Below are 19,591 nucleotides of genomic sequence, written 5' to 3'. Positions count from 1 at the left end.
ATGCTTATAGATGTTAAATCGCAAGTGGGGAACGAAGAAATTCGGGAGCTGCTTGAATATGCGGTGCATGGCGATGATGAGGAACTTGCCCGGACGGTGCAGCATTACGCAACGGAGACTGATTGCAAGCTATATGCCTATCAGGAAGAAGGACAGTATATCGGAATTATCGGTTACCGCAATGTAGATGGAAAATCGATGGAGCTGCAGCACCTTGCTGTTCATCCAGAGGATCGCGGGATGGGCTATGGAAGAGGAATCCTTCTTGATGCCTTAGTGCAGGAGAATCCGGATCTCTTAATAGTGGAAACGGATGAGGAGAGTGCTGATTTTTTCCGCAGCATTGGTTTTCAGGTAACTGGGTTTACGAAATTTCCAGGCGGGCCGGAGTATTTTCGCTGCGTCTATGAGACGGATGAACGCGAAGAGGAATAAGCGCAGAAAGCATACATGGACATTGTTTCGTGTATGCTTTTTTTTGGTTGCCGGCATCGTGCTGCTATTAATGTTAGCTATATTGAAGAAATTGTAATTTGGAAAAGACAAATAAGCTGCCAGCCCTTGTTAGCTGGAAGCTTATTTAGCTATTGAATGAGTTTTTTGAAATTACTTTTCCATGCCCATTTCCGCTCATCTCGCTTCTTGTATTTGGGGAGAGTGCGATAAATCGCGATCGATTCGTCCCAGGCTCGCTTGGCCTCTTCTTTCCGGTTCAAGGATTGGTACAGGCTGCCGATCAGATAATACGCTTCGCTGGAGGATGAGTAATGCTCGCCAAATAGCTCGGTATAATGCAGCGCCTTTTCGGGGTTCTTCTCGCGGTATGCAATGGCTAAGCTTAAATAGGGCTGGCCGTATTTAACGCGTTCATTGATCTTCAGTGCATGAAGGATGTGCTGCTCGCCTTCTTCCAACTGTCCCATCCCTAGCAGGGCTTCTCCCAGATCGCTCCAATACTCTGCTGAAGTGTCGGAGGAAGACTTAACCTCTTGGAGCAGATTGTGAGCTTCCTTAAACTTTTTGCGGTCAAGCAGCAGCCTTGCCAGCTCTCTTTTGGATGAGACGTCAAAAGAGTTAAGGGCTAGCTGCTGCCGCAGGCGGGCGATCTGGCGTGATCTGCGAAAGGGCTTGGTTAGACTAGGGAAAATGCCGATGAATCGTCTGTCCAGAAAGTACAGGATTGCTAGGAAAATAAGCAAGGAAATGAATATGTTTCCCGTGAGCCAGGAAAGAATGATGAGAATTAAAAATTTCATGTTCTCCTCCGTCGGTCATATTATTTTCCAATTATACCACGCAGAAGGAAGGTTGTGCTCACATATGTAGTCACGTGTAAACATACAAAAAGGCAGATCAAGAAAATCTTGTTCTGCCTTTTTATAAGATTATTGATAACCGCGTAATTGCATGCCTTGTCCCGGAGAAGAGCTGGATTGAGAAGAATTGAAGCTGCTTTGACCAAAATTACTAGGTTGCCCGTAGTTTTGTTGCCCGAGGCCTTGTTGTCCAAAACTAGGTTGCCCATAGCTTTGTCCTATAGAGCGCTGTCCGATTCCAGATGGGGCATAGCTGGAAGGATTGCTGAAATGGGAGACATTTGAGCTGACGATATTCTCAATTTGATTGGCAAGTTGCGAAATTTGTTGGTATTGGTGCATGGCTGTTTGATGTCCTTGTAGTGCCGATTGGATTTGTTGGGCAGCTTTCCGCTCACGCTGAGCGATTTCTTCAAGCTGCATTGCGTTTTGCTGCTCCTGCTCCATCAATTGCTGATACATCGTAGTCGCTTGGCGGGTCTGCTGTTCAAGCTGCTGAATAGTTTGCTCGATTTGGCGAATTTGCTGGTTTACATTTTGATGCATGCTGGAAACTCCTCCTAAGGTAGTTGTTTAAATTAGAAACCAAAGTTAGGGTTCCCTGAGAGGGGAAAGGTATTCATGAGCTCGACTTTTGCCATGGGCAAGATAAATAGGATAAAAATACAGTTTTTTCAATTGTCCAAACCGTGCAGTCATAATTGAATACGCTAAATATGTACTTAAGAGCAAAGGAGGTATCCCTATGGGCGAAATTGGTAATGGAGGGCTTTGGACTTCTACTGGGGTAATACTTGTGCTGTTCATCCTCTTGGTTATTGTATCTCGTGCTTTCTAACTATAATATAACAGTGAACACCAACATCCGCTGGGCATAGTCTGGCGGATGTTGGTGTTTCTGAAGGAAAATCTGTTGATTGGATAACATGGTATAATATTCCCAAAATTTATATTAAGGAGTGAGGGCAATGAGTGAAAATCATCAACAACCTTTTGTAACTAAGACAGATCCTCATGCGGTAAAAGCCAATTTTGAGGTCAATCAGCAGCAACTGCATAAGAGGGGCGTACCTGGCCTATGGCGGCAAATCAGTAATTTGTTCATTGTGATAGCAATCATTGCCGTGGTCGTAGTTTTGGTGAGATTGTTTTGACTTAGGTTGCTTTGATGATTCCAGGATCAGTGGGCGGTGGAGATATAAAATTGATGTCTGTAGTCGGAGTGGCTATTGGCTGGCAAGAGTCATTGTTATTTTTCTGTTTGATGCTTGCCATAGCTGGATTGTGTGCAGTCATAGGGATGTTGGTTAAAAAAAATTGTAAAATGAAAATACCACTGGCTCCGTTCTTCTTAATATCGCAGCTATCATTACTTTCATTAGGATTTGGATAGCTCGAATCTTGGACAAACAGTTGGAACAAATGTATTGATATAAGAATGCATGTTTCCATTTTTAGATGAGGATGGTATAATTGTTATACAATTTTATCTCTACACTCCCACTTGCCGGAGACAAGAGCCACCTGAATAGGTGAAGATTGCAATACCTCTCCTACAAGTCGTTGAGCTGAGGATAAAGTAGGACAAAGCAGCATCCCGAAATCTTCATTTGCCGAGAACAAGGGAAGAAGAGTACCGAAAGGCTACGATCCAGAGCGTGACAGGGTCATCAGTGAAGCGATTGCTAAAATGAAGGCTGAACGAGCGACAGAGGCTCGTTCGTAGTAGGCAGTTTATAAATATCTGATTTCGTTTTTTAAAAGCCGATGCACAGGGTTCTCCTGTAGTCATTGGCTTTTTTGCTATTTTATAAAATCAAATTTCGCCTCTCGCCCGGCGTTAAACGGCGGTGTTTATTTCCGACACCGCCGTAAGGCGGCTTGGGATAAAAAGGAAGGAGAATATGCTGAATGATTTTATGGTTAAGGAAGCTCAATTAAGTGCTTTGCCACCTAGAAGACGTAGACAAGCAGAAAAATTGATGGAACTAATTAGAAGAGTAATAGAGGGCGAGAAAGATTACTATGTCCGTAAACCAGATGATGTTTTTCAGGCGGTAGCTGCCGATATAGTCGGATTAGATAAGGAGCATTTCATGATCCTTGTCTTAAACACAAAAAATCGAATTTTGTCTAAAGAGGTTATCTCCATAGGTACTTTAAATTCTGCAATCGTACATCCTCGTGAAGTCTTCAAGCCTGCGATTATTAAAGGGGCCGCATCCATCATTTGTGTTCATAACCATCCTTCGGGCGATCCTACTCCAAGTCCTGAAGATATTGGGTTGACCAAAAGGTTAGTAAATGCTGGTGAGATTCTTGGTATAAGGCAGGGGTGCATCGAGACTATATTCCAAGGCTTGTTGTCAAGGAACTCGTAGATAACGCACTGGATATTTCGGGGAGCTGTGAACTTCATAAAACCGACCAAAATAGCTTTGTTGTTGCTGATCATGGAGACGGAATTAATCCTGACCTTATTGAGACATACTTCTCCATTAACCGACCTATGGTTTCAAGCAAGCTACTAAGGCTGCCTAGTCGGGGGGCTTTAGGGAATGGGCTTCGTGTAGTGACAGGAGCCGTCATCTCAACCGGAGGGAATTTACTAGTCTCTACGTATCAGAAAACCTATGCCTTGACTTTTAACGAGGATGGAACCACTACCAAACGGCATGTCGCTGATTGGAATGGATTAGGCACGAAAATAGAAATTAATCTGGGGTCTATACAAATTACTGAACAGGATTTGGCGTGGGGAAAAGCTGCTATACGAATGGCAAACGTAAGTCATAATAAATCTTTTAAGGGAAAAACGTCGCCGTTTTGGTATACGTCTGAAGCATTTTATGAAGTATGTAATGCTGCTCAAATTGATTTAATATCTCTGGCTGCTTATTTTCATAAGACAGATAAAAGCACCCAGAGTCATATTGAAAGTTTTTTTGATGCTAACCCATTATCAAATGAACTGTCATTTGAGCAGACGAAGCACCTACTTGATATTTTAAGAAGTGGGAATTCACATGTGAAGGCTAATTCTTTAGGTCAAGCTGGTAATTTTGCACACGGAGGCTCGTACAAGAAACTAACAGGTTCTTTTGCTTCTTTGAAGGATGTAAAGTTTCCAGAGAGATACGATTGCGCATTGATTACCTCCAAAGGATTTGCGAATCGTGCAGTTAAAGACGTTTTTGACTTATTGGGGGAAACGGATGAGGAAATTACGTTTTTCTGCGTCCATGATGCCTTGCAGCCGGGACAATGATCTACGAGACATTACAGCATTCAACCATCTCCCGACCTGGACGTAAGTTTAAAGTAATTAACTTGGGACTTGATCCGGAAGAGGCTATAACTATGGGGCTGCAAGTCGAGAGCTTCAAGCGAGGCAATCGCCATCGTTCTACAGCTAGTTATATCAACTATGAGTGGGAAGAATGGTTGCAAGAAAATCGGGTTGAGTTGAATGCGATGACAACACCACAATTTATTCATTGGCTGGAAAGCAAAATGGAGGAATACGGACATAAGAAAGTCATTCCAAATGATGCTGTCCTTCAAAGAAAGCTCCAGGATGAAGCAAAGGAGATTCTCCGACAGCGATTGGTCCAGAAGTTACTTGTAGAAGCAGGTTTTGAGCAGCAATTTGAGGTGGCTATAGATGAACTTTCTGAGGCAGTAAATGAGCATAGTGAGTTACGTATTGAAGTTGAACAGGCGTTGATTGAACGTCAGGATCGGCACTGGACTGATCCAGTACAAAACAGAGCTGAAGATATTGTAAAGAGAAGTTGTTGATGATTGCCCTCCTCATTTATGGGGAGGGAGTCACTTAAGAATTTACGGATTAGGCTAAAGGGCATTTTTAGCTCGTTATCATTAATGATTTTTTCTATTAATTAAGAATATCTTATCTTTAAGAGGAGAGTAATGTTTTTGAAAACAGGATTATATATAATGGAATGAACAAATTATTGGGCTATTGACTTTAAATAATCAATGACTTCTTCAGTTGGTGTTGCCTTGATATACCAGAAGTCTTCAGTTCTATTTGTCTCATCACCATATGAAATTTTTATATACATATTTAGGTAAGAGTCATCTGTTAACATGGTTATCGTTTCATTATTAATGACATAACCTCGATAAAGGCTCAACCCAAAAGGTTCTTTATTTGGATAAAGATTTGTTTCAGAATTATTCAAGGCATTGGTAGATGTGAGATCACCTGTTAGATAGTAGTTAATCATAGCAGGTTCTAAAGTAAAAGATTGAATTACGTTTTTTAGTTCAGAAGTAAAATTATCCATTACAATTTCATATACAATACGATCTGCATCTTGTCCGTGATTAAAAGTAACTGTAGCAGAAATGTTGTAAGGTTTGTATTGTTCAGCAACAAAAATGTCTTTGTTGTTTTTTACTTTTTCATCCAGATCCTCTTTTTCAGAAAGCTTAGTATAGGCATCATGCCTAATTTCATTTTCAGTATTTTTTTTTGAATCGAGTGGACTAACGTCTTTCCTTTGATCACAGCCAGTGAAGAGCATTGAAAAAAGAGAAAAAGCATGGTCTTACCCCTGTCAAGTAGACAGTAAAAAAAGAGGATCAATTTATGCGGCGATCGCTTTCCGGTACTCAACTGGAGAACGGTCGCCGAGTTTTTTTTGGAAACGCTCATGATTGTAAAATTCAATATATTCCTCAATGAGACGACGTGCTGAATGCTGATCGTTCGGACGTTTAAGGTACAGCTGTTCGGTCTTCAAATGGGAGAAAAACGACTCCATGCAGGCATTGTCATAACAGTTGCCTCGCCTTGAGTGGCTGCCCTGGAGCCCTTGTGCGAGCAACTGAGTCTCGTAAGCCTTGTGCGTGTATTGGAAGCCTTGGTCAGAATGTAAGACTGCATCCTTGCGAGTACCGAGTTGCTTTACTGTGTCCAGCACAAGTTGCAAGTCATTGCGCTCAGAGAGTTCCCAAGCGACAATCTCATTGTTATGCAAATCCATTACAGTCGACAAATAGGTGAAATCGTGACCGATCCGTACGTAAGTAATATCCGTGACTAGCTTGGTAAATGGAGCAGATGCTTGAAAGTCCCTGTTCAAGACATTAGCAAACACGACAGAAGGCTTGCGCCCTGCATTTGGACGCTTCTTGCGGATGACTGACCGGATCCCGAGCTCACGCATAAGCCGTCTGACTTTCTTGCGGTTAACAAGCAATCCTTCCCTACGTAAAGCCGTACACATACGGATGTAACCGAAATAGGGCCGCAAACGGTGAATGGCAAGTATATGCTCCTTCAGATCAGCATCTCGCTCCTGACGTTGTTGCTGGTTACTTAGAGCAGCTTTCCACTTGTAATACCCGGCACGAGACACTTCAGCAATCTTACACAGCATGACTATCGAGTGGTTCCCAATCATTTTTTCGATGGTCCTAAACCGGGCTTGCTTATCCAACTTCCCTCCCCATGTAGATTCGGATTGAGCTTTTTTAGATATTCGACCTGCGCTTTCAGATGCTCGTTCTCTTCCTCGAGACTGCTGAAGTGTTTTTTCGCCCAACGCCCCCGATAATCCTTGAACGATTCACCATTCATATGTTTGCGTACCCAAGTTACAATCTGAGCATCGCTTTTGATCCCCAACTTTTCCTTGATCTGAGTATAGCTCCATTGCTCTTCAATTCGTAAACGAACGGCTTCTCGCTTCGTTTCTTCGTCGTATCGATTAAACTTCTGACCCTTCTTTGGTGGCATAGAAAAATCCCCTCCGGTCTACAGTGTTGAATTCATAATATCATGAACTCTTTTTTCACTGTCTACCGTAAGGGGATAATATCACTTTGTGGAAAACTGATTCGCATTTTACACACGTTAGGCACAAGGAAAATCGTATACAATGCCGCTGATGTCTTAGGACCGGTTCGCCGGGCTCAGCTTCAGTTGGCTGCTTAAATCAATCACGTTCAGGTCGATAGACTCACTATATGCTTAGGATCAATACAGAGACAATGGAAGCACGGATCAGCCGCAGGAACTATTCCATAAGGGCAACGACCCAGTAAAGGAGCGAGAAACGGCGTCCACCCCTTGAGAGGTAGAACGAAGGAATGTAAGGGCATAGACCCCGTGTGACATGGGAGGGTAAACCATCAAGGAAGTGTTGTGGATATCCAAGGTGCGATCATACGGAAACCACTTTTTTTTGGAAAATCCATTCCAATCTCTGTTCCCGCACACTGCCGAAAGGAAATAAATTCAATAAACTTCCCGTTATATCCACCTCTCGAGGTAGTCAATGTTAAAATTCTAAGGAAATGTGAGAAAGAGCGAGAAAATATTAATTTATAGTGGGAGTGAATAATTAATGAAAAGAAATTGGAGAGTAGATTCAGCACATGTATTCCATACGATTGAAAGAGCTTTTGATGCTTATGTATTAGGGAAATTGACCAGACATGAATATTGCAGTTGTGTTTTGTATCTTCTGTCTGCAAGAGGCTGACTAAAACCAGAAAAAGTGATTTAACCACCTGATTAATCTTTCGGGTGGTTTTCTATATTTCTAAAAACAAGGAGGAATATTCAGTGAATTCGATTTTAAAAGATGTCGTAGCTGTTCCGTCCAGCCGAGGGAATACCATTGGTTTTTTAACCTGGAATTCTCTATCCAACATGCTGATTACCCCGGATGAGCTTAAACAAAAGCTTGTTGATTCTGGATTAGGGGCTGGGTGGATGCCGAAGGATATCCGACTCCCTGATGCCTTTAGAAGAGCCACAAGTGAAAAATTCAAGCGTGAAGTAGCGCCGGGTGTGTACGAGAACTATATGTTCCGAGAAATGGCTTCTACCAGCGCTTTTGTACAACGAAATTTGGTTTGCGAAACTAAGGATACCAGAGGCAGAAGATTAGACTACCTTCCTGATGCTGGGGCACTGGTATTAGATCGAAAAACGGAGAAAGTAGAGTCCAGCTTCATATCATCTATGGCGCAGCAGTTAGTGAATAACGCTGCCCTACAGTTTGATATATATAAAAACAATTACGGCTCCACTACCCTGAGAACCTTAATTACCTGTGTATTGAAGAGTATGTCTCCTACGCCAGTTAGACCATCTGGCGGTGTGTATTTCATACCGGCACAGTTTGAAGGGAACTTGGATGCATTGGTTCAATTCGTTATATCTCTTGAAAAAGGTGAAGCGGAAAAGGTTCCCGTTATGAACACGACAGATATGAAAAACATGGTGACACGTAAGCTCTTGGACCATCTTCGCGGCACTCTTGCTGCATGCGAAAATGGGGTAGCTAATCAACTCAAGAAAAATGAGCTTAAAGCTATCCTTGAGGATGCCAAGACGATTGTATCCAATGTTAAAGATTACGAAGCCATTGTTACTGGTGATTTGCAGGAGATGGAGGCATATGTTGCGTTTATCCGTGAAAAAGTGGCGAGCGCGCTGACAAATATGGCGGATTAAAACAGGATTCGTTATCTGATTGGATAACAGAAAGGATAACTCATGAACGGACAGGCCTTTTTACAGCATTGGCCTTTGATCCGACAAGTGCTTCAAGATCATATTGATTTGGACAAAGTAAGATACAGTCAGCATGCGGGTGAGCGTATGGAGGGACGGATGATTACAAAAAGGATGGTCGAATCCATTCTGTATCATAATGATCCTACCGAAATGCATGAAGTCAAAAAATACCCGTTTGGTGAACAGCCTTTCACCAATGCTGATCCGGTCTTAACGGTTGTCGGGATTCATGAAGATCGAAAAATCGCTGTTAGCATTGCAGACCAGATCCCTGATGAAGTAAAGCCTTTGATCGCCATCGACTATGATGCGATTCCAGACTCTTATTTTCAGAAGGTCAAGGCTGAATTAGGGATTAAACCAGTTGATCCGACCCAAGCTGCTAAACATGAACGCAAGCTTCTGGAATCATTGGAACAAGCAGGTCTGTTTAAGCAATAACTAACAAATTATAAAACAAAGAGCTGATGACTTCTTAAGAAGCATTGGCTCTTTTTGTTTTAACTAAAAACGGAGGTAGTTAAATGAAAATTAAGGATATCCAGATGGCATTAAATAGTCAATTCGCTGAGCGTGAAGAGGTGGTTGAGGGGCTGGTGATAGCGATGATCGCCAGGCAGCACGCCCTTTTGATCGGGCCGCCTGGAACAGGAAAGAGCGCCCTTGTAAGTGATCTGACCGAGCGAATTACAGGAGCAAATTATTTTCAATGGTTGCTGACACGATTTAGTACGCCAGAGGAACTGTTTGGTCCTGTCTCGTTGAAAGAACTGGAACAAGGCGTGTACAAGCGGAATACGGCTGGAAAGCTGCCAGAAGCTCACACTTCATTCTTGGATGAGATTTTCAAAGCAAACAGTTCAATACTGAATGCCCTGCTTACGCTCATCAATGAACGAATGTTTTATAATGATCGCGCACCTGCACAGGTTCCCTTAATGTCCTTGATCGGCAGTTCAAATGAATATCCCGAAGAAGGTGAAGGACTGGAAGCATTGTTTGACCGTTTCTTGCTTCGATATGAAGTTGACTATATCGGTGAAGATCAATCCTTTGTATCTATGTTGAAGGACTCTACAGCAATTCCAGCCGATATGAGTATTGATGAATTATTTGAACTTCAGTTTTTTAGCGATACGGTCACAATTCCTGATGAAGTTTACGATGCGCTGAGTAAGATCAGACGAGAGTTGATGGATGAAGGCATTCGTCCATCTGATCGACGATTTAAGCAAATTCTTTCGGTGATTCGTGCGAAGGCTGTACTGGCTGGTAGAGATTACGCTGAACTTGAGGACCTCATGATTCTCAAGCATAGCTTGTGGGAGAAACCAGAACAGCGTGATAAGGTAGCAAAGATCGTTCGTAATCATGCTCAGGATGCTGTGAAGACACGTGTAGAAGAGATTGAAAATGAAGCTGCTGATATTTTGAAGGGGCTTGAACAGTCCAATAACTCTACGGATATGGCTGTAGAAAGTACGAAAAAGCTCAAGATTTTAGTTAGCGAACTAAAAAAGCTCCAAAAGGATAGTCCAAATAGACCGGAAGTTGAGCAAGCTATTGTTCTTGTTCGAAAATCACTAAATGACATCGCATCCCAAGTGTTGGGAGTGTAGTAGATGAGAGAGCATAAAGGTTCTGTTTTAAACACAGATTCATATGATCGAAGACGCTTCGGGCAGCTCTTTGAGATGTCCGAAAAGCTCAGAGAGGTTGATAATGAGGGAAGTAGTTTATTTCCCTCTTTCCGGCCTTTAATGGGCGATATGTGGGCGGGGTTGTTTAAGATGAAGCCCGAGCTTCTGGAGGACGTTCCTGCTGGACTGGAAATGAACCACCAACTCATGGAACAGGTCATGTCTGACCAAGGCTATCAGGAGTTCCGTGAGTTTACTCGTCTGGATGATCTGGCTGCTGCTCTTGGAACAACGAAATATAGTGAGACGGTTTTAGGCTGGGTTAAGGAACAAGCGCAAAGAGACCAGGACTTGGCGGATGCGTTGCAAAACTACATGAAGGGAAAGCAGGGAGCATCTCAGGAAGCAGCAGAGGCGCTATCCTCAGCCTTGAATCAACAAGGTGGTTCTTTATCACGGATGCTTTCTCAAGCTGCCCAAGAAGCAACTGAAGCCAAGGAGAATGTGAAATCTCTTTTGGGAGGTATGCAGGCAGGAAGTGGAGATGAGTGAACTGAAAAAAGTTCCGTTGAAAGATCAACTGATTCTGGCTGAAAGGTTAAGCCACGATAAAAAGATGAAGGATATTGCAAGATGGGCTGGTCGAATGAAGGTGATCGCTAATCGAAAACAGCGTTCTAAATATAAGGATGCCATTAACCGCAATGGTATCAAGCAAGGGAATGCTGTGGAGCAACTGCTGCCAATGGAACTTGGCAGCTATGCCAGCCCAACAACCAGAATGGACTTCCTACGTCGTTATGTGGAGGGCCAAACGCTTCAGTACGATACAAAGGGGCCTGAGCAGCTTGGTAAGGGACCGATCATCTTGTGTCTGGATCAGTCCGGAAGTATGCGAGGCCGAGACACGATCTCAAAAGGATTTGCTCTTGCCTTGATGAGTATTGCTCGAAAGCAGAGAAGAGATTTTGCATGGATTCCCTTTTCTTCACATGCTGCTGATCCATTGATTTATGAACGTGGAAAGATTTTGATTTGCCGTTTCAACGCAATAGCGTCTGGAAGAACGATCGCCGTTCGTATCTTGTTGATTCTGTCATTCGTGATCGCTACATCCCCAATATTCTCGTTTGGGATAACGGAGACGGATATATTTGGGTCATTGATGGCCGGCAGCGTTGGGAATCCATTTTCTTCTTTGCAGATGGTGAGTATAAGCTCAGCAAAGGAACGGCTGATTTCAATGGAGAGGACATTGCTGGTAAGAAATTTGAAGAATTGTCTTCTGATACGCAGTTTGAGTTTCTGACGTACAACTTCACGGTAACAGAGTTCAGAGAATGTACCTTTGAAGAAGTAGAAGAGATGTTCTACCGTGTGAACCAATCTGTTCCACTAACGTCAACAGAGAAGACCAGAGTTAAAGTGAGTCCTGCTGTGCGGGAACGGGTGAAGAGTTGGGACAACATTTGTTCTTTGAGAAGATTGCCTTTACCAAAGCAGATCGCAATCGGTATGTGGATGAACAGCTTATCTGGCAGTTTATTGCTTCAGCATCGAATCAGGACATGGATTTCAGTGGAGCAAGTCTGAATAAGTTCATATCAGGTTTGGATGAGGTTCCAGCCCATGTTGCGGATCTGATTGAGCAGAAAATTGACTATATGGATGCTGCATTCCGGAATTGGGATCAGGCCAAGCGTAAAATGCTGAAAAAGGTTCACGTCGGTAGTTTGTTTCAAGTTGTCGATCATGCTATTGAGCAAGGGTGGACAGAAGAGCGTTTTGGTGAATGGGTAGAATCGTTTCTGATTGATCATATTCCGTGGATAGTCCGTATGGCCAACTCTGTCAGAAGGGTGCAACAAGCAAGCAGTTTGTACTTAAAAGGCTTGATTACATGATTAAAGATATGGAGCAATTTGGTTGATTGTTTAATACTATTTAGCCTTGATGGATGGCTCATTAATGGTAATAAGGGAGATAAAAATGAAAAGCAATTATTTAAATATGATCAAAATAAATTGGTTTGTTGCTGTCGTCATGGTGTTAGCTGGTATCACCTTCATCCCTCCAATACTTTCCGTTTTATTTGGGTATTTAGGAGGGCTGATCATTCGCTGGATTTTTAGTGATATAATTGTTGAAGCCCTGAATACTCTTTTTGGCACGCTCGTTTTACAACAGGGTATGTTCCCATGATTGCGGCTCTGTTAGCCTGGATAGGTTCCTGTTTTAGAATCAGCGGGAACAAGGAGAGCAAAAGCTAATGAAATGAGCTAGGTGATAAGAAAATAGTCATGCAAGGGCACTTTTGCATAAGCAAAGATTATAGAATTCCTTTATTTTTTGTTGTAATTAATTTCAACTGGCCTGTGACCTCAGTTCACAGGTCTATTTCTATTTTAGAGGAGGAACTATTCTATGGAACTTAACAATAGTCATAAATTTGAAATTTTGAGAAGGTTGCCTGACAGTAGAACTGAGCTTCCAGTAATAATTTCGCAGTTAGCAAAAATGGTGGAACAACACAATTCACCAGCAGAAAATTAAACTTTAGATGTTAAAGAAGTGGTAGCTTTTTTAAGGGTCTCTACTTGGATGATTTACGAAATGGTACGGAAAAAGAAAATCCCCTTTTTTCGTATCGGTAGCCGAATATTTTTTAGGAAAGATGATCTTGAGATGATGATAAAAAAGCAGGTACAGAATAATGTGAATCAAGGCTAAATGAGGTAGTTAATTGAAGATTTGGTCCCCAGATAGTCCCCAACTTTCAAAAAATGTCTGTGTTACACAATGTTTCGAATTCTGTTTTAGCTAAAAAAGCCTTATGAATAGGGGGGGATAATCTGTATTAATAAAAAATCGGGGCCCTCTTTCGAGAGCCCCATCATGGGAGAGGAGAAACCGGACGAAGAGCTTATGGGGAAACGTAAGTCTTCTCCGCGGTTGTCTACGACATTTGTGATGTCGATATTTCAAGTTTGTCCCGGTCTCTGGGTTTTATACCTGCAGGATGTAAAAATATTAAAATTCACTGCAAATTTCAATCTGCCAATGATTGTGGTACGATATCGACATACCATGTAAAACATGGTCAATTTGGTTACTCAAATAAGGTGTGAATAGCGATGAGGGTAATATCGGGAAGCGCGAGGGGCAGACCTTTGAAAGCCGTTCCCGGCATAGGTACAAGACCAACCACGGACAAGGTGAAGGAGGCTTTGTTTAGCATGATCGGCCCCTATTTTGAGGGCGGGCACGCACTTGATTTATTTGCGGGCACAGGGGGCCTCGGCATCGAGGCGCTCAGCCGTGGCATGGACAAAGCGATATTCGTGGACTTGGATTACAAAAGTGTAGAAACGGTAAAAGCAAATTTAAAGGCCACAGGGCTAACCGAGCAGGCAGAAGTCTACAAGAACGACGCCGAAAGAGCACTGAAGACGCTGGCCAAACGGGGAGCGTCTTTTGATCTTGTCTTTCTAGACCCGCCGTATCGGTTGAAACACGGAGATAAGCTGATGGAACGAATGGACGAGCTGAATTTGCTCGAGGATCAGGCAGTTCTCGTACTGGAGTACGAATCTACCTTTGACTATCGGGATAATTTTGGCCGCTTCAAAATGATTCGTAAAACAGATTATGGAGAGACAGGAATTACGATCTATGTCTACGAAAAAGATCACGAAAACAAGACAGGATCGGATTCGATGGAGAAGGAGGAGCAATAACGACATGGAGCAACAACATGAGCTTCGGATCGCGGTCTATCCCGGCAGTTTTGATCCAGTAACGAGAGGGCATATGGATATTATTCAGCGTGCCTCCCGCCAATTTGACCGGCTGGTTGTAGCCGTATTGAACAACACAAGCAAGAACCCTCTTTTTACGGTGGAAGAGAGGAAGGAGCTGCTTCGGCAAGCGACACAGCATATACCTAATATTGAGATTGACAGTTTTCGAGATCTTCTCGTGAACTATATGGACTATAAGCAAGCCCATGTCATTGTCCGCGGTATCAGATCCGTGACGGATTTCGAGTATGAGCTTCAGTTGGCTTCGACTAACCACAAGCTTAATAGCGAAGTTGAGACGATTTTTATGATGACGAATCCCAAATATTCTTATTTGAGCTCAAGTGTGGTGAAGGAAATTGCCACCTTCCACGGGGATGTGTCAGATCTCGTTCCACCGGTGGTAGAGGTAGCATTAAGGAGCAAATATAGATCGAAGCCTGCAAAAGCTTAATTCGATTTGGTTCATGATGACTTTGGCGACATCGTCATTGTTAGAAAACACCTTTCGTCTTGATATGTTTTATCCATAGAAAGGCGGTAAACAGGATAAGAATCATTAGCAATCCAAGCATGCATAACTGCCAGGAGAGAACGCTTAAGTAGATTTCCCATTTCGAAAATTGCATATCTCCATTGGCGATCCAAACTGCGGCTCCGTTGTAGTTTTGGGGGGCTGCGGTGGATGGTGGTATTAGCGCCGTTAACGGCTTCCAGAATAGCAAAGTTAGTACATAGGCATACAGACTGTGAATCATCCGGTTGATTAGAAAAAAAGTTCCGCTAAGTCCGGTAGGCTTTAGCGCTGCACGAGCCTGCAAATAAGCGCTCGCCCCGCTCCAGCCGAGCAAGGCTCCGATCAAGGCTGTCTGAATGGAAGAGTCTAAGCCGAGCTTGGAGACAGCGTGTGAACCCAGATGAACTTCTAGAAAGGCAGCGATTGGCGTTGCTGTCAAAGCTGGCGATATCATCGGCGCAAGTAGCGATGAAGCAATGTGAATGATGACGGCAAAAATAAGCATGCTTCCTCCGGTAGCCATTAATGTCTGTACCGCCGAGCTTACGGAGTCGCCGAGCAGCTTGCCAAAACTTCGGCCATCTTCGCGCCGCCCCTCCTCCATATGGCGCAAAGCAAGTCGCCAGCGGGGGATGGAGAGGCTGTTTGTCGCGCCTGCTGACGCAAGCTTTGAATGATTTTGTCCACGATGCCTGCCGGGGGAGAGGAGATGCATGGTCATCGCGGCACTCAGGCCGGAAATCCAGTGGATGCCGAGCAGAATCAGACCTATTTCAGGTTGTTTCATGAAAACAGTGCCAACGACAATGACAATCAGGACAGGGCTGCAGTAGTGCGCGAAACTGGCCATTTTCTCCGCTTCATGGGCAGTGATTTTTCCTTGCTTATATAAGGTGGCGGCCGCCTCTGCGGCAGCGGGGAATCCGGCGGTCATCCCTAAAGGCAGCACCCAGCCCAGAGCTCCCGGTAAGCCGAGGATCCGGCGGGTCATTGGCTCAATGAAGGTTCCGAGCCCGTGAGCATACCCTGAGGCCATGAGGATTTGGGAGAGCACGAGAAATGGCAGCAAGGCGGGGAATACGATTCTCCACCAAAGGGCAAGTCCTTGACTCGAGGCTTCAAAAGCTTGGTTAGGAGCATAAATGATGCAGACAACCAGCAGGATAGCAGTTATCCCTAATAGAATCGTGGAGAAGAGACTGCTATCTTCGGAACGTTCGAAACTCATAGGCGCGTTCACCTCTTTATGGGCATATGAAAGGCTAGTACATGTCTATGCTCGACCAGCCGTTGAAAGACCACCAGTTACACCGCCTTGGTGAAAGAGAGGAAGCAAATATATGCGTCAATCTAGATCAGGAGTCATTAAAGCGGGGTTATACATCATTACGCTCGCGATTATTGTGTATGTGGTTGTTTATATGCCAACACCTTATATGATCAACCAGCCAGGTACTGCGGAGGAAATTAAGCCGATGCTGACAATACCTGCTGGCGATCCGGAAGAAGAAGGCACGTTTATGTTGACAACGGTGTCTGTTAGCTACGCGAATATCGCGATGCTTGCGACCTCGCAATTTCAATCACATACTGAGGTTGTTCGTAAAGAGCCGGATCGGGATGAGAAAGAATATGCTACGCAGCAGCATTATTACATGAGCAGCTCTCAATCGAATGCGATTATGGCCGCTTACAATCTAGCTAATGTCAAATATGATGTCGTCCCGGAGTACGTGTTTGTCGTTGGATTATCTAAGACGTTCACATCGAAGGGAGATTTTCAATCCGGAGATATTATTTCTGAGGTGGAGGGTCAACCGGTCGAGCGTTTTGAGGATCTGCCTGAACTGCTGCAGGGTAAAAAAGCCGGGGATCGTGTGGAGGTTGTGTTAAACCGCGACGGTGAAGAGATCCGCCAGCAAGTGGAATTGGTAGAAATTGGGCAGGGGGATGTTGCTCCCAAGGCTGGTCTTGGTGTGAGTGTGGGAGAGGTTCGCAAGGTAAAGCCCGCTGATAAGGATAAAGAAGTTAGATTTGCAGATACGCGAATCGGTGGACCTTCGGCGGGGCTGATGTTTACGCTTGAAATTTACAATCAATTAACTCCGGGCGATCTCAGTAAAGGCTACCGGATCGCCGGAACAGGCACGATTTCAGAGGATGGTACGATCGGATCAATCGGCGGGGTGCAATTTAAAATCGTTGCTTCGCACCGAGAGGGAGCGGAAATATTTTTTGTGCCGGAAGCGAACTATAAGGATGCTAAGGCGAAAGCGGATGAAATCGGTACGACGATGCAGCTTGTTGCCGTAAAGCATGCCGAGGAGGCACTTCGCTATTTGGAAGAGCTGCCGACGAAAAAATCAGCTAAATCCGAAGTCAAACCATGATTGGTGGTTGTTGATAGTCACGGAATATTTCGGAATCGTTCCGGTTCGTCATGGCATTTGCATAGGCGGCAGCAGCTCGAATGTCGAGCGCAAGACCGGGATCGGATAGTGCAGCTGCTCTTGTAACAATGGGAAGTGAAGCACAGTTCTTCATTTGTTTGAGCAGCCGACGGCCTGTGGAGCTGAAGGCGAGCACGCGTAAATAACCGGGACCTTTCGCTAGCTTGCTCGAAGATAGGGCGTGGCGGTCATGCCCCAGCAAAATATGCAATAGCATGCGTTGTAATTTCGTGTAAGTATAGCGCTTCGTTTTAAGTTTTATTAGCAGCTCTTCCACGTTTAGCTGCTTAAGTTCGGGCAGTGTTTTCTTTATGCGATTTTCCAAGCCTTCGGTTACCTCATAGTGCTTGCTTAGATCTTCCGGAGAGCTGGTCAAGAGCAGGTGGAACAGCGTCGGGGCGAAGCTCTCCCAGGTGATTGGGCCTCGCCCGGCTTTGAATTCCCGGGCGAGGATATCCGCCGTATAGGGCGGGATGTAGGGGGCAGCGTCTTCGAGGCTGCCGCCCGTGATGAGCCCGCGTATGGCGGTAGCGCTGGCTATGTTCGCGGAGCCCGGCTCCGCGTCGCGATAGCCAGCGCCCTCGCGCCGCACAGTGAGCGGCGCAATGGCGCTGCCGAGCCGCTGCAGCGCGATGAGGTAGTGCAGCCCAAGGCTGTTGTTGGGCTGCTCCAGCAACGCTCGCGTGCGCACAGCGCTAGCGGTGGCGTCCGGGCCGCCCTCCTGCGGGGCGGCCATGCTGCGCGCGGCAGCGGCGGCGTAGGCCGCGGGATAGCTCGCCCCAGTGGCGAGCTCCTCCGCGATGGCCGCCTTGAGCGCGCCGCTCTCGCCCGCGAGCCGCTGGGCGAGCGGCTGCAGCTCGGCGAGCGTGCCAGCCTCGCTGCCGAAGCACAGATGCGACACGATGCCTGTCGCATCCAGCAGCGCTGCGGCGCCGTGCGCGAACCACTCGGCCGGCTGGACTGCATACGCGACCGGCAGCTCCAGCACGAGGTCGGCGCCGGCATGCAGCGCCATCTCCGCACGCGCCCATTTGCTCACGATGGCCGGCTCGCCGCGCTGCAGGAAGTCGCCGTTCATGACGGCAACGACCGCCTCGGCTTGGGCTAGCCGCTTCGCTTCCGCTAAATGGTAGGCGTGCCCGTTATGAAACGGGTTATATTCAACGATTAATCCGACAACGTTCAATGGCATATACCACCTTTACAGGCCTATGATTTATGACTTGACTATACCATGAAGGTTGGGCCTTTTTGAAGATGATTGGAATGGCCCATATTTTTCTCCAACGAACAATTTCGTTAGCGTGGGGTCAAATCCCATTATCGTAATCTGTGTTGTTTGGAGGCATGTCCATAGACGTTTACGGTAGGGATGTGTAATATTAGGTGAGACAACCACTATATTCCCCGCTTTGCTGTTGACAAAACTTACTTGAAATCGGTATAATAATTTTTGTTTGTTTGGAGTGATACTCATGAATTTTAAATTTCGCCAGATGGCATCGCACGATGGGCCGAAGCAACTGCAGGAAGCTCTCGATATGAGTCATGTGGTCAAAGGACGTAAAGACATACACGGTATCAGTCCGCTGGCATGCGACTTGACGGCTGTATACGTGGAAGGGAATGTAGTCGAGGTGACAGGTGCGCTGTCCGCGCAATTGGACATGTCCTGCTCTCGTTGTCTGAAGCCTTTGAAGCGTAAAGTCGATATCGAATTTGAGGAAACTTTCAAACGCATTGACACCCCCGAAGAAGAAGGGCAGAATGAAGAAGAGGATGACATTCGGTTCACTGCTGAAGATCAGGTGGATTTAAGTCCATATATTGAGGAAGCATTGCTTCTGAATCTTCCATACACTGCCGTATGCAAGGAGGACTGCAAAGGACTTTGTCCAAGCTGCGGGACGGACTTGAACGAACGGGATTGCGACTGCGAAAAGGATCAAATTGATCCGCGGCTGGCAGCGCTAGGTGACTTTTTCAAAAAATGAGATTACAATGTGACACCGTAATAAGGTTGACTTCATTAAGGAGGTGGGAACCATGGCAGTACCTCAACGGAGAACGTCCAAAACGCGCCGCGACAAACGCCGCACGCATTTCAAATTGGCTGTGCCGGGCATGGTAAAATGTGAACAATGCGGAGAATTGAAGCTTGCTCACCACGTATGCAAAGTTTGCGGAACATACAAAGCAAGAGAAGTTATCAAAGGCTAATACCAGATAATATCTCAGAACTCAAACAGCACTTCCTCCACGAAGTGCTGTTTTTTATTGCTTTTATTGGGTATTTTAGGTCGGGAG

25 protein-coding genes and 2 pseudogenes are annotated in these 19,591 nt (G+C 45.1%); 21 read left to right on the top strand and 6 right to left on the bottom strand.

The genetic code is table 11. The features are described from left to right. Entirely contained in the window at positions 1 to 435 is a 435-nt protein-coding gene (locus EIM92_RS18190; protein ID WP_125084026.1) for a GNAT family N-acetyltransferase, read from the top strand. Positions 436 to 584: 149 nt separating this feature from the next. Here the strand turns inward: EIM92_RS18190 and EIM92_RS18185 are convergent, their stop codons facing one another. Continuing rightward, positions 585 to 1,256, bottom strand: a complete 672-nt coding sequence (locus EIM92_RS18185) for a tetratricopeptide repeat protein (RefSeq protein ID WP_125084025.1) — start codon at positions 1,254 to 1,256, stop codon at positions 585 to 587. Positions 1,257 to 1,385: 129 nt separating this feature from the next. Next, on the bottom strand, positions 1,386 to 1,862 hold the full coding sequence (locus tag EIM92_RS24315; protein WP_246021037.1) for a hypothetical protein: 477 nt from the start codon (positions 1,860 to 1,862) through the stop codon (positions 1,386 to 1,388). Between the two features lie 199 nt (positions 1,863 to 2,061). Between EIM92_RS24315 and EIM92_RS24310 the strand changes: the two genes are divergently transcribed. The 6 genes from EIM92_RS24310 to EIM92_RS18150 all read left to right on the top strand — a co-directional run bounded on the left by EIM92_RS24310 (position 2,062) and on the right by EIM92_RS18150 (position 5,117). Continuing rightward, positions 2,062 to 2,154 carry a dihydroorotate dehydrogenase gene (locus EIM92_RS24310; RefSeq protein ID WP_125084024.1) on the top strand — a complete coding sequence of 31 codons (93 nt, stop codon included), beginning with the start codon at positions 2,062 to 2,064 and terminating at the stop codon, positions 2,152 to 2,154. Positions 2,155 to 2,284: 130 nt separating this feature from the next. After that, positions 2,285 to 2,470 carry a hypothetical protein gene (locus EIM92_RS18170; RefSeq protein ID WP_125084023.1) on the top strand — a complete coding sequence of 62 codons (186 nt, stop codon included), beginning with the start codon at positions 2,285 to 2,287 and terminating at the stop codon, positions 2,468 to 2,470. 14 nt (positions 2,471 to 2,484) lie between these two features. After that, positions 2,485 to 2,709: an A24 family peptidase gene (locus EIM92_RS24815; protein ID WP_125084022.1), complete on the top strand. Its 225-nt coding sequence runs from the start codon at positions 2,485 to 2,487 to the stop codon at positions 2,707 to 2,709. Positions 2,710 to 3,220: 511 nt separating this feature from the next. Beyond that, entirely contained in the window at positions 3,221 to 3,697 is a 477-nt protein-coding gene (locus EIM92_RS24635; protein ID WP_342772873.1) for a JAB domain-containing protein, read from the top strand. Continuing rightward, positions 3,652 to 4,584, top strand: a complete 933-nt coding sequence (locus tag EIM92_RS18155) for an ATP-binding protein (protein WP_125084021.1) — start codon at positions 3,652 to 3,654, stop codon at positions 4,582 to 4,584. The genes EIM92_RS24635 and EIM92_RS18155 overlap by 46 nt, the downstream gene beginning before the upstream one ends. A 92-nt stretch (positions 4,585 to 4,676) precedes the next feature. Then, positions 4,677 to 5,117: a hypothetical protein gene (locus EIM92_RS18150; RefSeq protein ID WP_125084020.1), complete on the top strand. Its 441-nt coding sequence runs from the start codon at positions 4,677 to 4,679 to the stop codon at positions 5,115 to 5,117. Between the two features lie 173 nt (positions 5,118 to 5,290). Here the strand turns inward: EIM92_RS18150 and EIM92_RS18145 are convergent, their stop codons facing one another. Both EIM92_RS18145 and EIM92_RS18140 read right to left on the bottom strand, forming a co-directional pair. Next, on the bottom strand, positions 5,291 to 5,869 hold the full coding sequence (locus EIM92_RS18145) for a ribonuclease III domain-containing protein (protein WP_125084019.1): 579 nt from the start codon (positions 5,867 to 5,869) through the stop codon (positions 5,291 to 5,293). A gap of 63 nt (positions 5,870 to 5,932) precedes the next feature. Next, positions 5,933 to 7,086 (bottom strand): IS3 family transposase gene (locus tag EIM92_RS18140; protein WP_125081524.1). Its coding sequence is split into 2 segments (ribosomal slippage): positions 5,933 to 6,825 and positions 6,825 to 7,086, totalling 1,155 coding nucleotides; the frame shifts between segments, so codons are not numbered across the junction. Positions 7,087 to 7,917: 831 nt separating this feature from the next. Between EIM92_RS18140 and EIM92_RS18135 the strand changes: the two genes are divergently transcribed. The 11 genes and pseudogenes from EIM92_RS18135 (at position 7,918) to coaD (ending at position 14,771) form a co-directional block, all read left to right on the top strand. Next, positions 7,918 to 8,814, top strand: a complete 897-nt coding sequence (locus EIM92_RS18135; RefSeq protein WP_125084018.1) for a DUF6744 family protein — start codon at positions 7,918 to 7,920, stop codon at positions 8,812 to 8,814. Between the two features lie 42 nt (positions 8,815 to 8,856). Continuing rightward, complete coding sequence (locus tag EIM92_RS18130) at positions 8,857 to 9,318, top strand: DUF4258 domain-containing protein (protein ID WP_125084017.1); 462 nt, start codon at positions 8,857 to 8,859, stop codon at positions 9,316 to 9,318. Between the two features lie 83 nt (positions 9,319 to 9,401). Then, positions 9,402 to 10,496 (top strand): AAA family ATPase, encoded by a 1,095-nt coding sequence (locus EIM92_RS18125; RefSeq protein ID WP_125084016.1) that lies wholly within the window; start codon positions 9,402 to 9,404, stop codon positions 10,494 to 10,496. A gap of 3 nt (positions 10,497 to 10,499) precedes the next feature. Next, the gene (locus tag EIM92_RS23935) at positions 10,500 to 11,069 is read left to right on the top strand and encodes a hypothetical protein (RefSeq protein WP_211344384.1); all 570 of its coding nucleotides are present in this window, start codon (positions 10,500 to 10,502) and stop codon (positions 11,067 to 11,069) included. Between the two features lie 483 nt (positions 11,070 to 11,552). Next, positions 11,553 to 11,873, top strand: a pseudogene (locus tag EIM92_RS24770) (DUF262 domain-containing protein); the annotation flags it as partial. Positions 11,874 to 11,974: 101 nt separating this feature from the next. Next, positions 11,975 to 12,421 carry a hypothetical protein gene (locus EIM92_RS18110; RefSeq protein ID WP_246021035.1) on the top strand — a complete coding sequence of 149 codons (447 nt, stop codon included), beginning with the start codon at positions 11,975 to 11,977 and terminating at the stop codon, positions 12,419 to 12,421. An 85-nt stretch (positions 12,422 to 12,506) separates the two neighbouring features. Then, a complete protein-coding gene (locus tag EIM92_RS18105; protein ID WP_164515144.1) occupies positions 12,507 to 12,719 on the top strand; it encodes a hypothetical protein in 213 nt (70 codons plus the stop codon). Positions 12,720 to 12,941: 222 nt separating this feature from the next. Next, on the top strand, positions 12,942 to 13,070 hold the full coding sequence (locus tag EIM92_RS24505) for a hypothetical protein (protein ID WP_281279633.1): 129 nt from the start codon (positions 12,942 to 12,944) through the stop codon (positions 13,068 to 13,070). Between the two features lie 15 nt (positions 13,071 to 13,085). Continuing rightward, positions 13,086 to 13,247: pseudogene (locus EIM92_RS18100) on the top strand (helix-turn-helix domain-containing protein); the annotation flags it as partial. 404 nt (positions 13,248 to 13,651) lie between these two features. Beyond that, positions 13,652 to 14,254, top strand: a complete 603-nt coding sequence (gene rsmD / locus EIM92_RS18090) for a 16S rRNA (guanine(966)-N(2))-methyltransferase RsmD (RefSeq protein WP_125084011.1) — start codon at positions 13,652 to 13,654, stop codon at positions 14,252 to 14,254. A 4-nt stretch (positions 14,255 to 14,258) separates the two neighbouring features. After that, complete coding sequence (gene coaD, locus EIM92_RS18085; protein WP_125084010.1) at positions 14,259 to 14,771, top strand: pantetheine-phosphate adenylyltransferase; 513 nt, start codon at positions 14,259 to 14,261, stop codon at positions 14,769 to 14,771. A gap of 40 nt (positions 14,772 to 14,811) precedes the next feature. Here coaD and EIM92_RS18080 read toward each other — a convergent pair whose 3' ends face one another. Continuing rightward, a complete protein-coding gene (locus EIM92_RS18080) occupies positions 14,812 to 16,062 on the bottom strand; it encodes a nucleoside recognition domain-containing protein (protein WP_125084009.1) in 1,251 nt (416 codons plus the stop codon). Between the two features lie 112 nt (positions 16,063 to 16,174). Here EIM92_RS18080 and EIM92_RS18075 point away from each other — a divergent pair, with 112 nt between their 5' ends. Further along, on the top strand, positions 16,175 to 17,224 hold the full coding sequence (locus EIM92_RS18075; protein ID WP_125084008.1) for a SepM family pheromone-processing serine protease: 1,050 nt from the start codon (positions 16,175 to 16,177) through the stop codon (positions 17,222 to 17,224). Here EIM92_RS18075 and EIM92_RS18070 read toward each other — a convergent pair. After that, the gene (locus EIM92_RS18070; RefSeq protein ID WP_125084007.1) at positions 17,214 to 18,470 is read right to left on the bottom strand and encodes a nucleotidyltransferase; all 1,257 of its coding nucleotides are present in this window, start codon (positions 18,468 to 18,470) and stop codon (positions 17,214 to 17,216) included. The two genes, EIM92_RS18075 and EIM92_RS18070, sit on opposite strands and share 11 nt — an antisense overlap. Before the next feature lie 289 nt (positions 18,471 to 18,759). Between EIM92_RS18070 and EIM92_RS18065 the strand changes: the two genes are divergently transcribed. Next, on the top strand, positions 18,760 to 19,278 hold the full coding sequence (locus EIM92_RS18065) for a YceD family protein (RefSeq protein ID WP_125084006.1): 519 nt from the start codon (positions 18,760 to 18,762) through the stop codon (positions 19,276 to 19,278). A gap of 52 nt (positions 19,279 to 19,330) precedes the next feature. After that, a complete protein-coding gene (gene rpmF, locus EIM92_RS18060; RefSeq protein WP_055108505.1) occupies positions 19,331 to 19,504 on the top strand; it encodes a 50S ribosomal protein L32 in 174 nt (57 codons plus the stop codon). Positions 19,505 to 19,591 lie beyond the last annotated feature (87 nt).

It is taken from the genome of Paenibacillus lentus (genome assembly GCF_003931855.1).
Classification (GTDB): Bacteria; Bacillota; Bacilli; order Paenibacillales; family Paenibacillaceae; genus Fontibacillus; species Fontibacillus lentus.
Note: the sequence above shows the minus strand (reverse complement) of the source record. Positions and strands in the feature narration are given on the sequence as shown.

Excerpts from the sequence above, each read along its gene's own strand:
- EIM92_RS18190 (WP_125084026.1), top strand. The coding sequence starts at position 1 with ATGCTTATAGATGTTAAATCGCAAGTGGGGAACGAAGAAATTCGGGAG.
- EIM92_RS18185 (WP_125084025.1), bottom strand. The coding sequence starts at position 1,256 with ATGAAATTTTTAATTCTCATCATTCTTTCCTGGCTCACGGGAAACATA.
- EIM92_RS24315 (WP_246021037.1), bottom strand. The coding sequence starts at position 1,862 with ATGCATCAAAATGTAAACCAGCAAATTCGCCAAATCGAGCAAACTATT.
- EIM92_RS24310 (WP_125084024.1), top strand. The coding sequence starts at position 2,062 with ATGGGCGAAATTGGTAATGGAGGGCTTTGGACTTCTACTGGGGTAATA.
- EIM92_RS18170 (WP_125084023.1), top strand. The coding sequence starts at position 2,285 with ATGAGTGAAAATCATCAACAACCTTTTGTAACTAAGACAGATCCTCAT.
- EIM92_RS24815 (WP_125084022.1), top strand. The coding sequence starts at position 2,485 with ATGATTCCAGGATCAGTGGGCGGTGGAGATATAAAATTGATGTCTGTA.
- EIM92_RS24635 (WP_342772873.1), top strand. The coding sequence starts at position 3,221 with ATGCTGAATGATTTTATGGTTAAGGAAGCTCAATTAAGTGCTTTGCCA.
- EIM92_RS18150 (WP_125084020.1), top strand. The coding sequence starts at position 4,677 with ATGGGGCTGCAAGTCGAGAGCTTCAAGCGAGGCAATCGCCATCGTTCT.
- EIM92_RS18145 (WP_125084019.1), bottom strand. The coding sequence starts at position 5,869 with ATGCTCTTCACTGGCTGTGATCAAAGGAAAGACGTTAGTCCACTCGAT.
- EIM92_RS18130 (WP_125084017.1), top strand. The coding sequence starts at position 8,857 with ATGAACGGACAGGCCTTTTTACAGCATTGGCCTTTGATCCGACAAGTG.
- EIM92_RS18125 (WP_125084016.1), top strand. The coding sequence starts at position 9,402 with ATGAAAATTAAGGATATCCAGATGGCATTAAATAGTCAATTCGCTGAG.
- EIM92_RS23935 (WP_211344384.1), top strand. The coding sequence starts at position 10,500 with ATGAGAGAGCATAAAGGTTCTGTTTTAAACACAGATTCATATGATCGA.
- EIM92_RS18105 (WP_164515144.1), top strand. The coding sequence starts at position 12,507 with ATGAAAAGCAATTATTTAAATATGATCAAAATAAATTGGTTTGTTGCT.
- EIM92_RS24505 (WP_281279633.1), top strand. The coding sequence starts at position 12,942 with ATGGAACTTAACAATAGTCATAAATTTGAAATTTTGAGAAGGTTGCCT.
- rsmD (WP_125084011.1), top strand. The coding sequence starts at position 13,652 with ATGAGGGTAATATCGGGAAGCGCGAGGGGCAGACCTTTGAAAGCCGTT.
- coaD (WP_125084010.1), top strand. The coding sequence starts at position 14,259 with ATGGAGCAACAACATGAGCTTCGGATCGCGGTCTATCCCGGCAGTTTT.
- EIM92_RS18080 (WP_125084009.1), bottom strand. The coding sequence starts at position 16,062 with ATGAGTTTCGAACGTTCCGAAGATAGCAGTCTCTTCTCCACGATTCTA.
- EIM92_RS18075 (WP_125084008.1), top strand. The coding sequence starts at position 16,175 with ATGCGTCAATCTAGATCAGGAGTCATTAAAGCGGGGTTATACATCATT.
- EIM92_RS18065 (WP_125084006.1), top strand. The coding sequence starts at position 18,760 with ATGAATTTTAAATTTCGCCAGATGGCATCGCACGATGGGCCGAAGCAA.
- rpmF (WP_055108505.1), top strand. The coding sequence starts at position 19,331 with ATGGCAGTACCTCAACGGAGAACGTCCAAAACGCGCCGCGACAAACGC.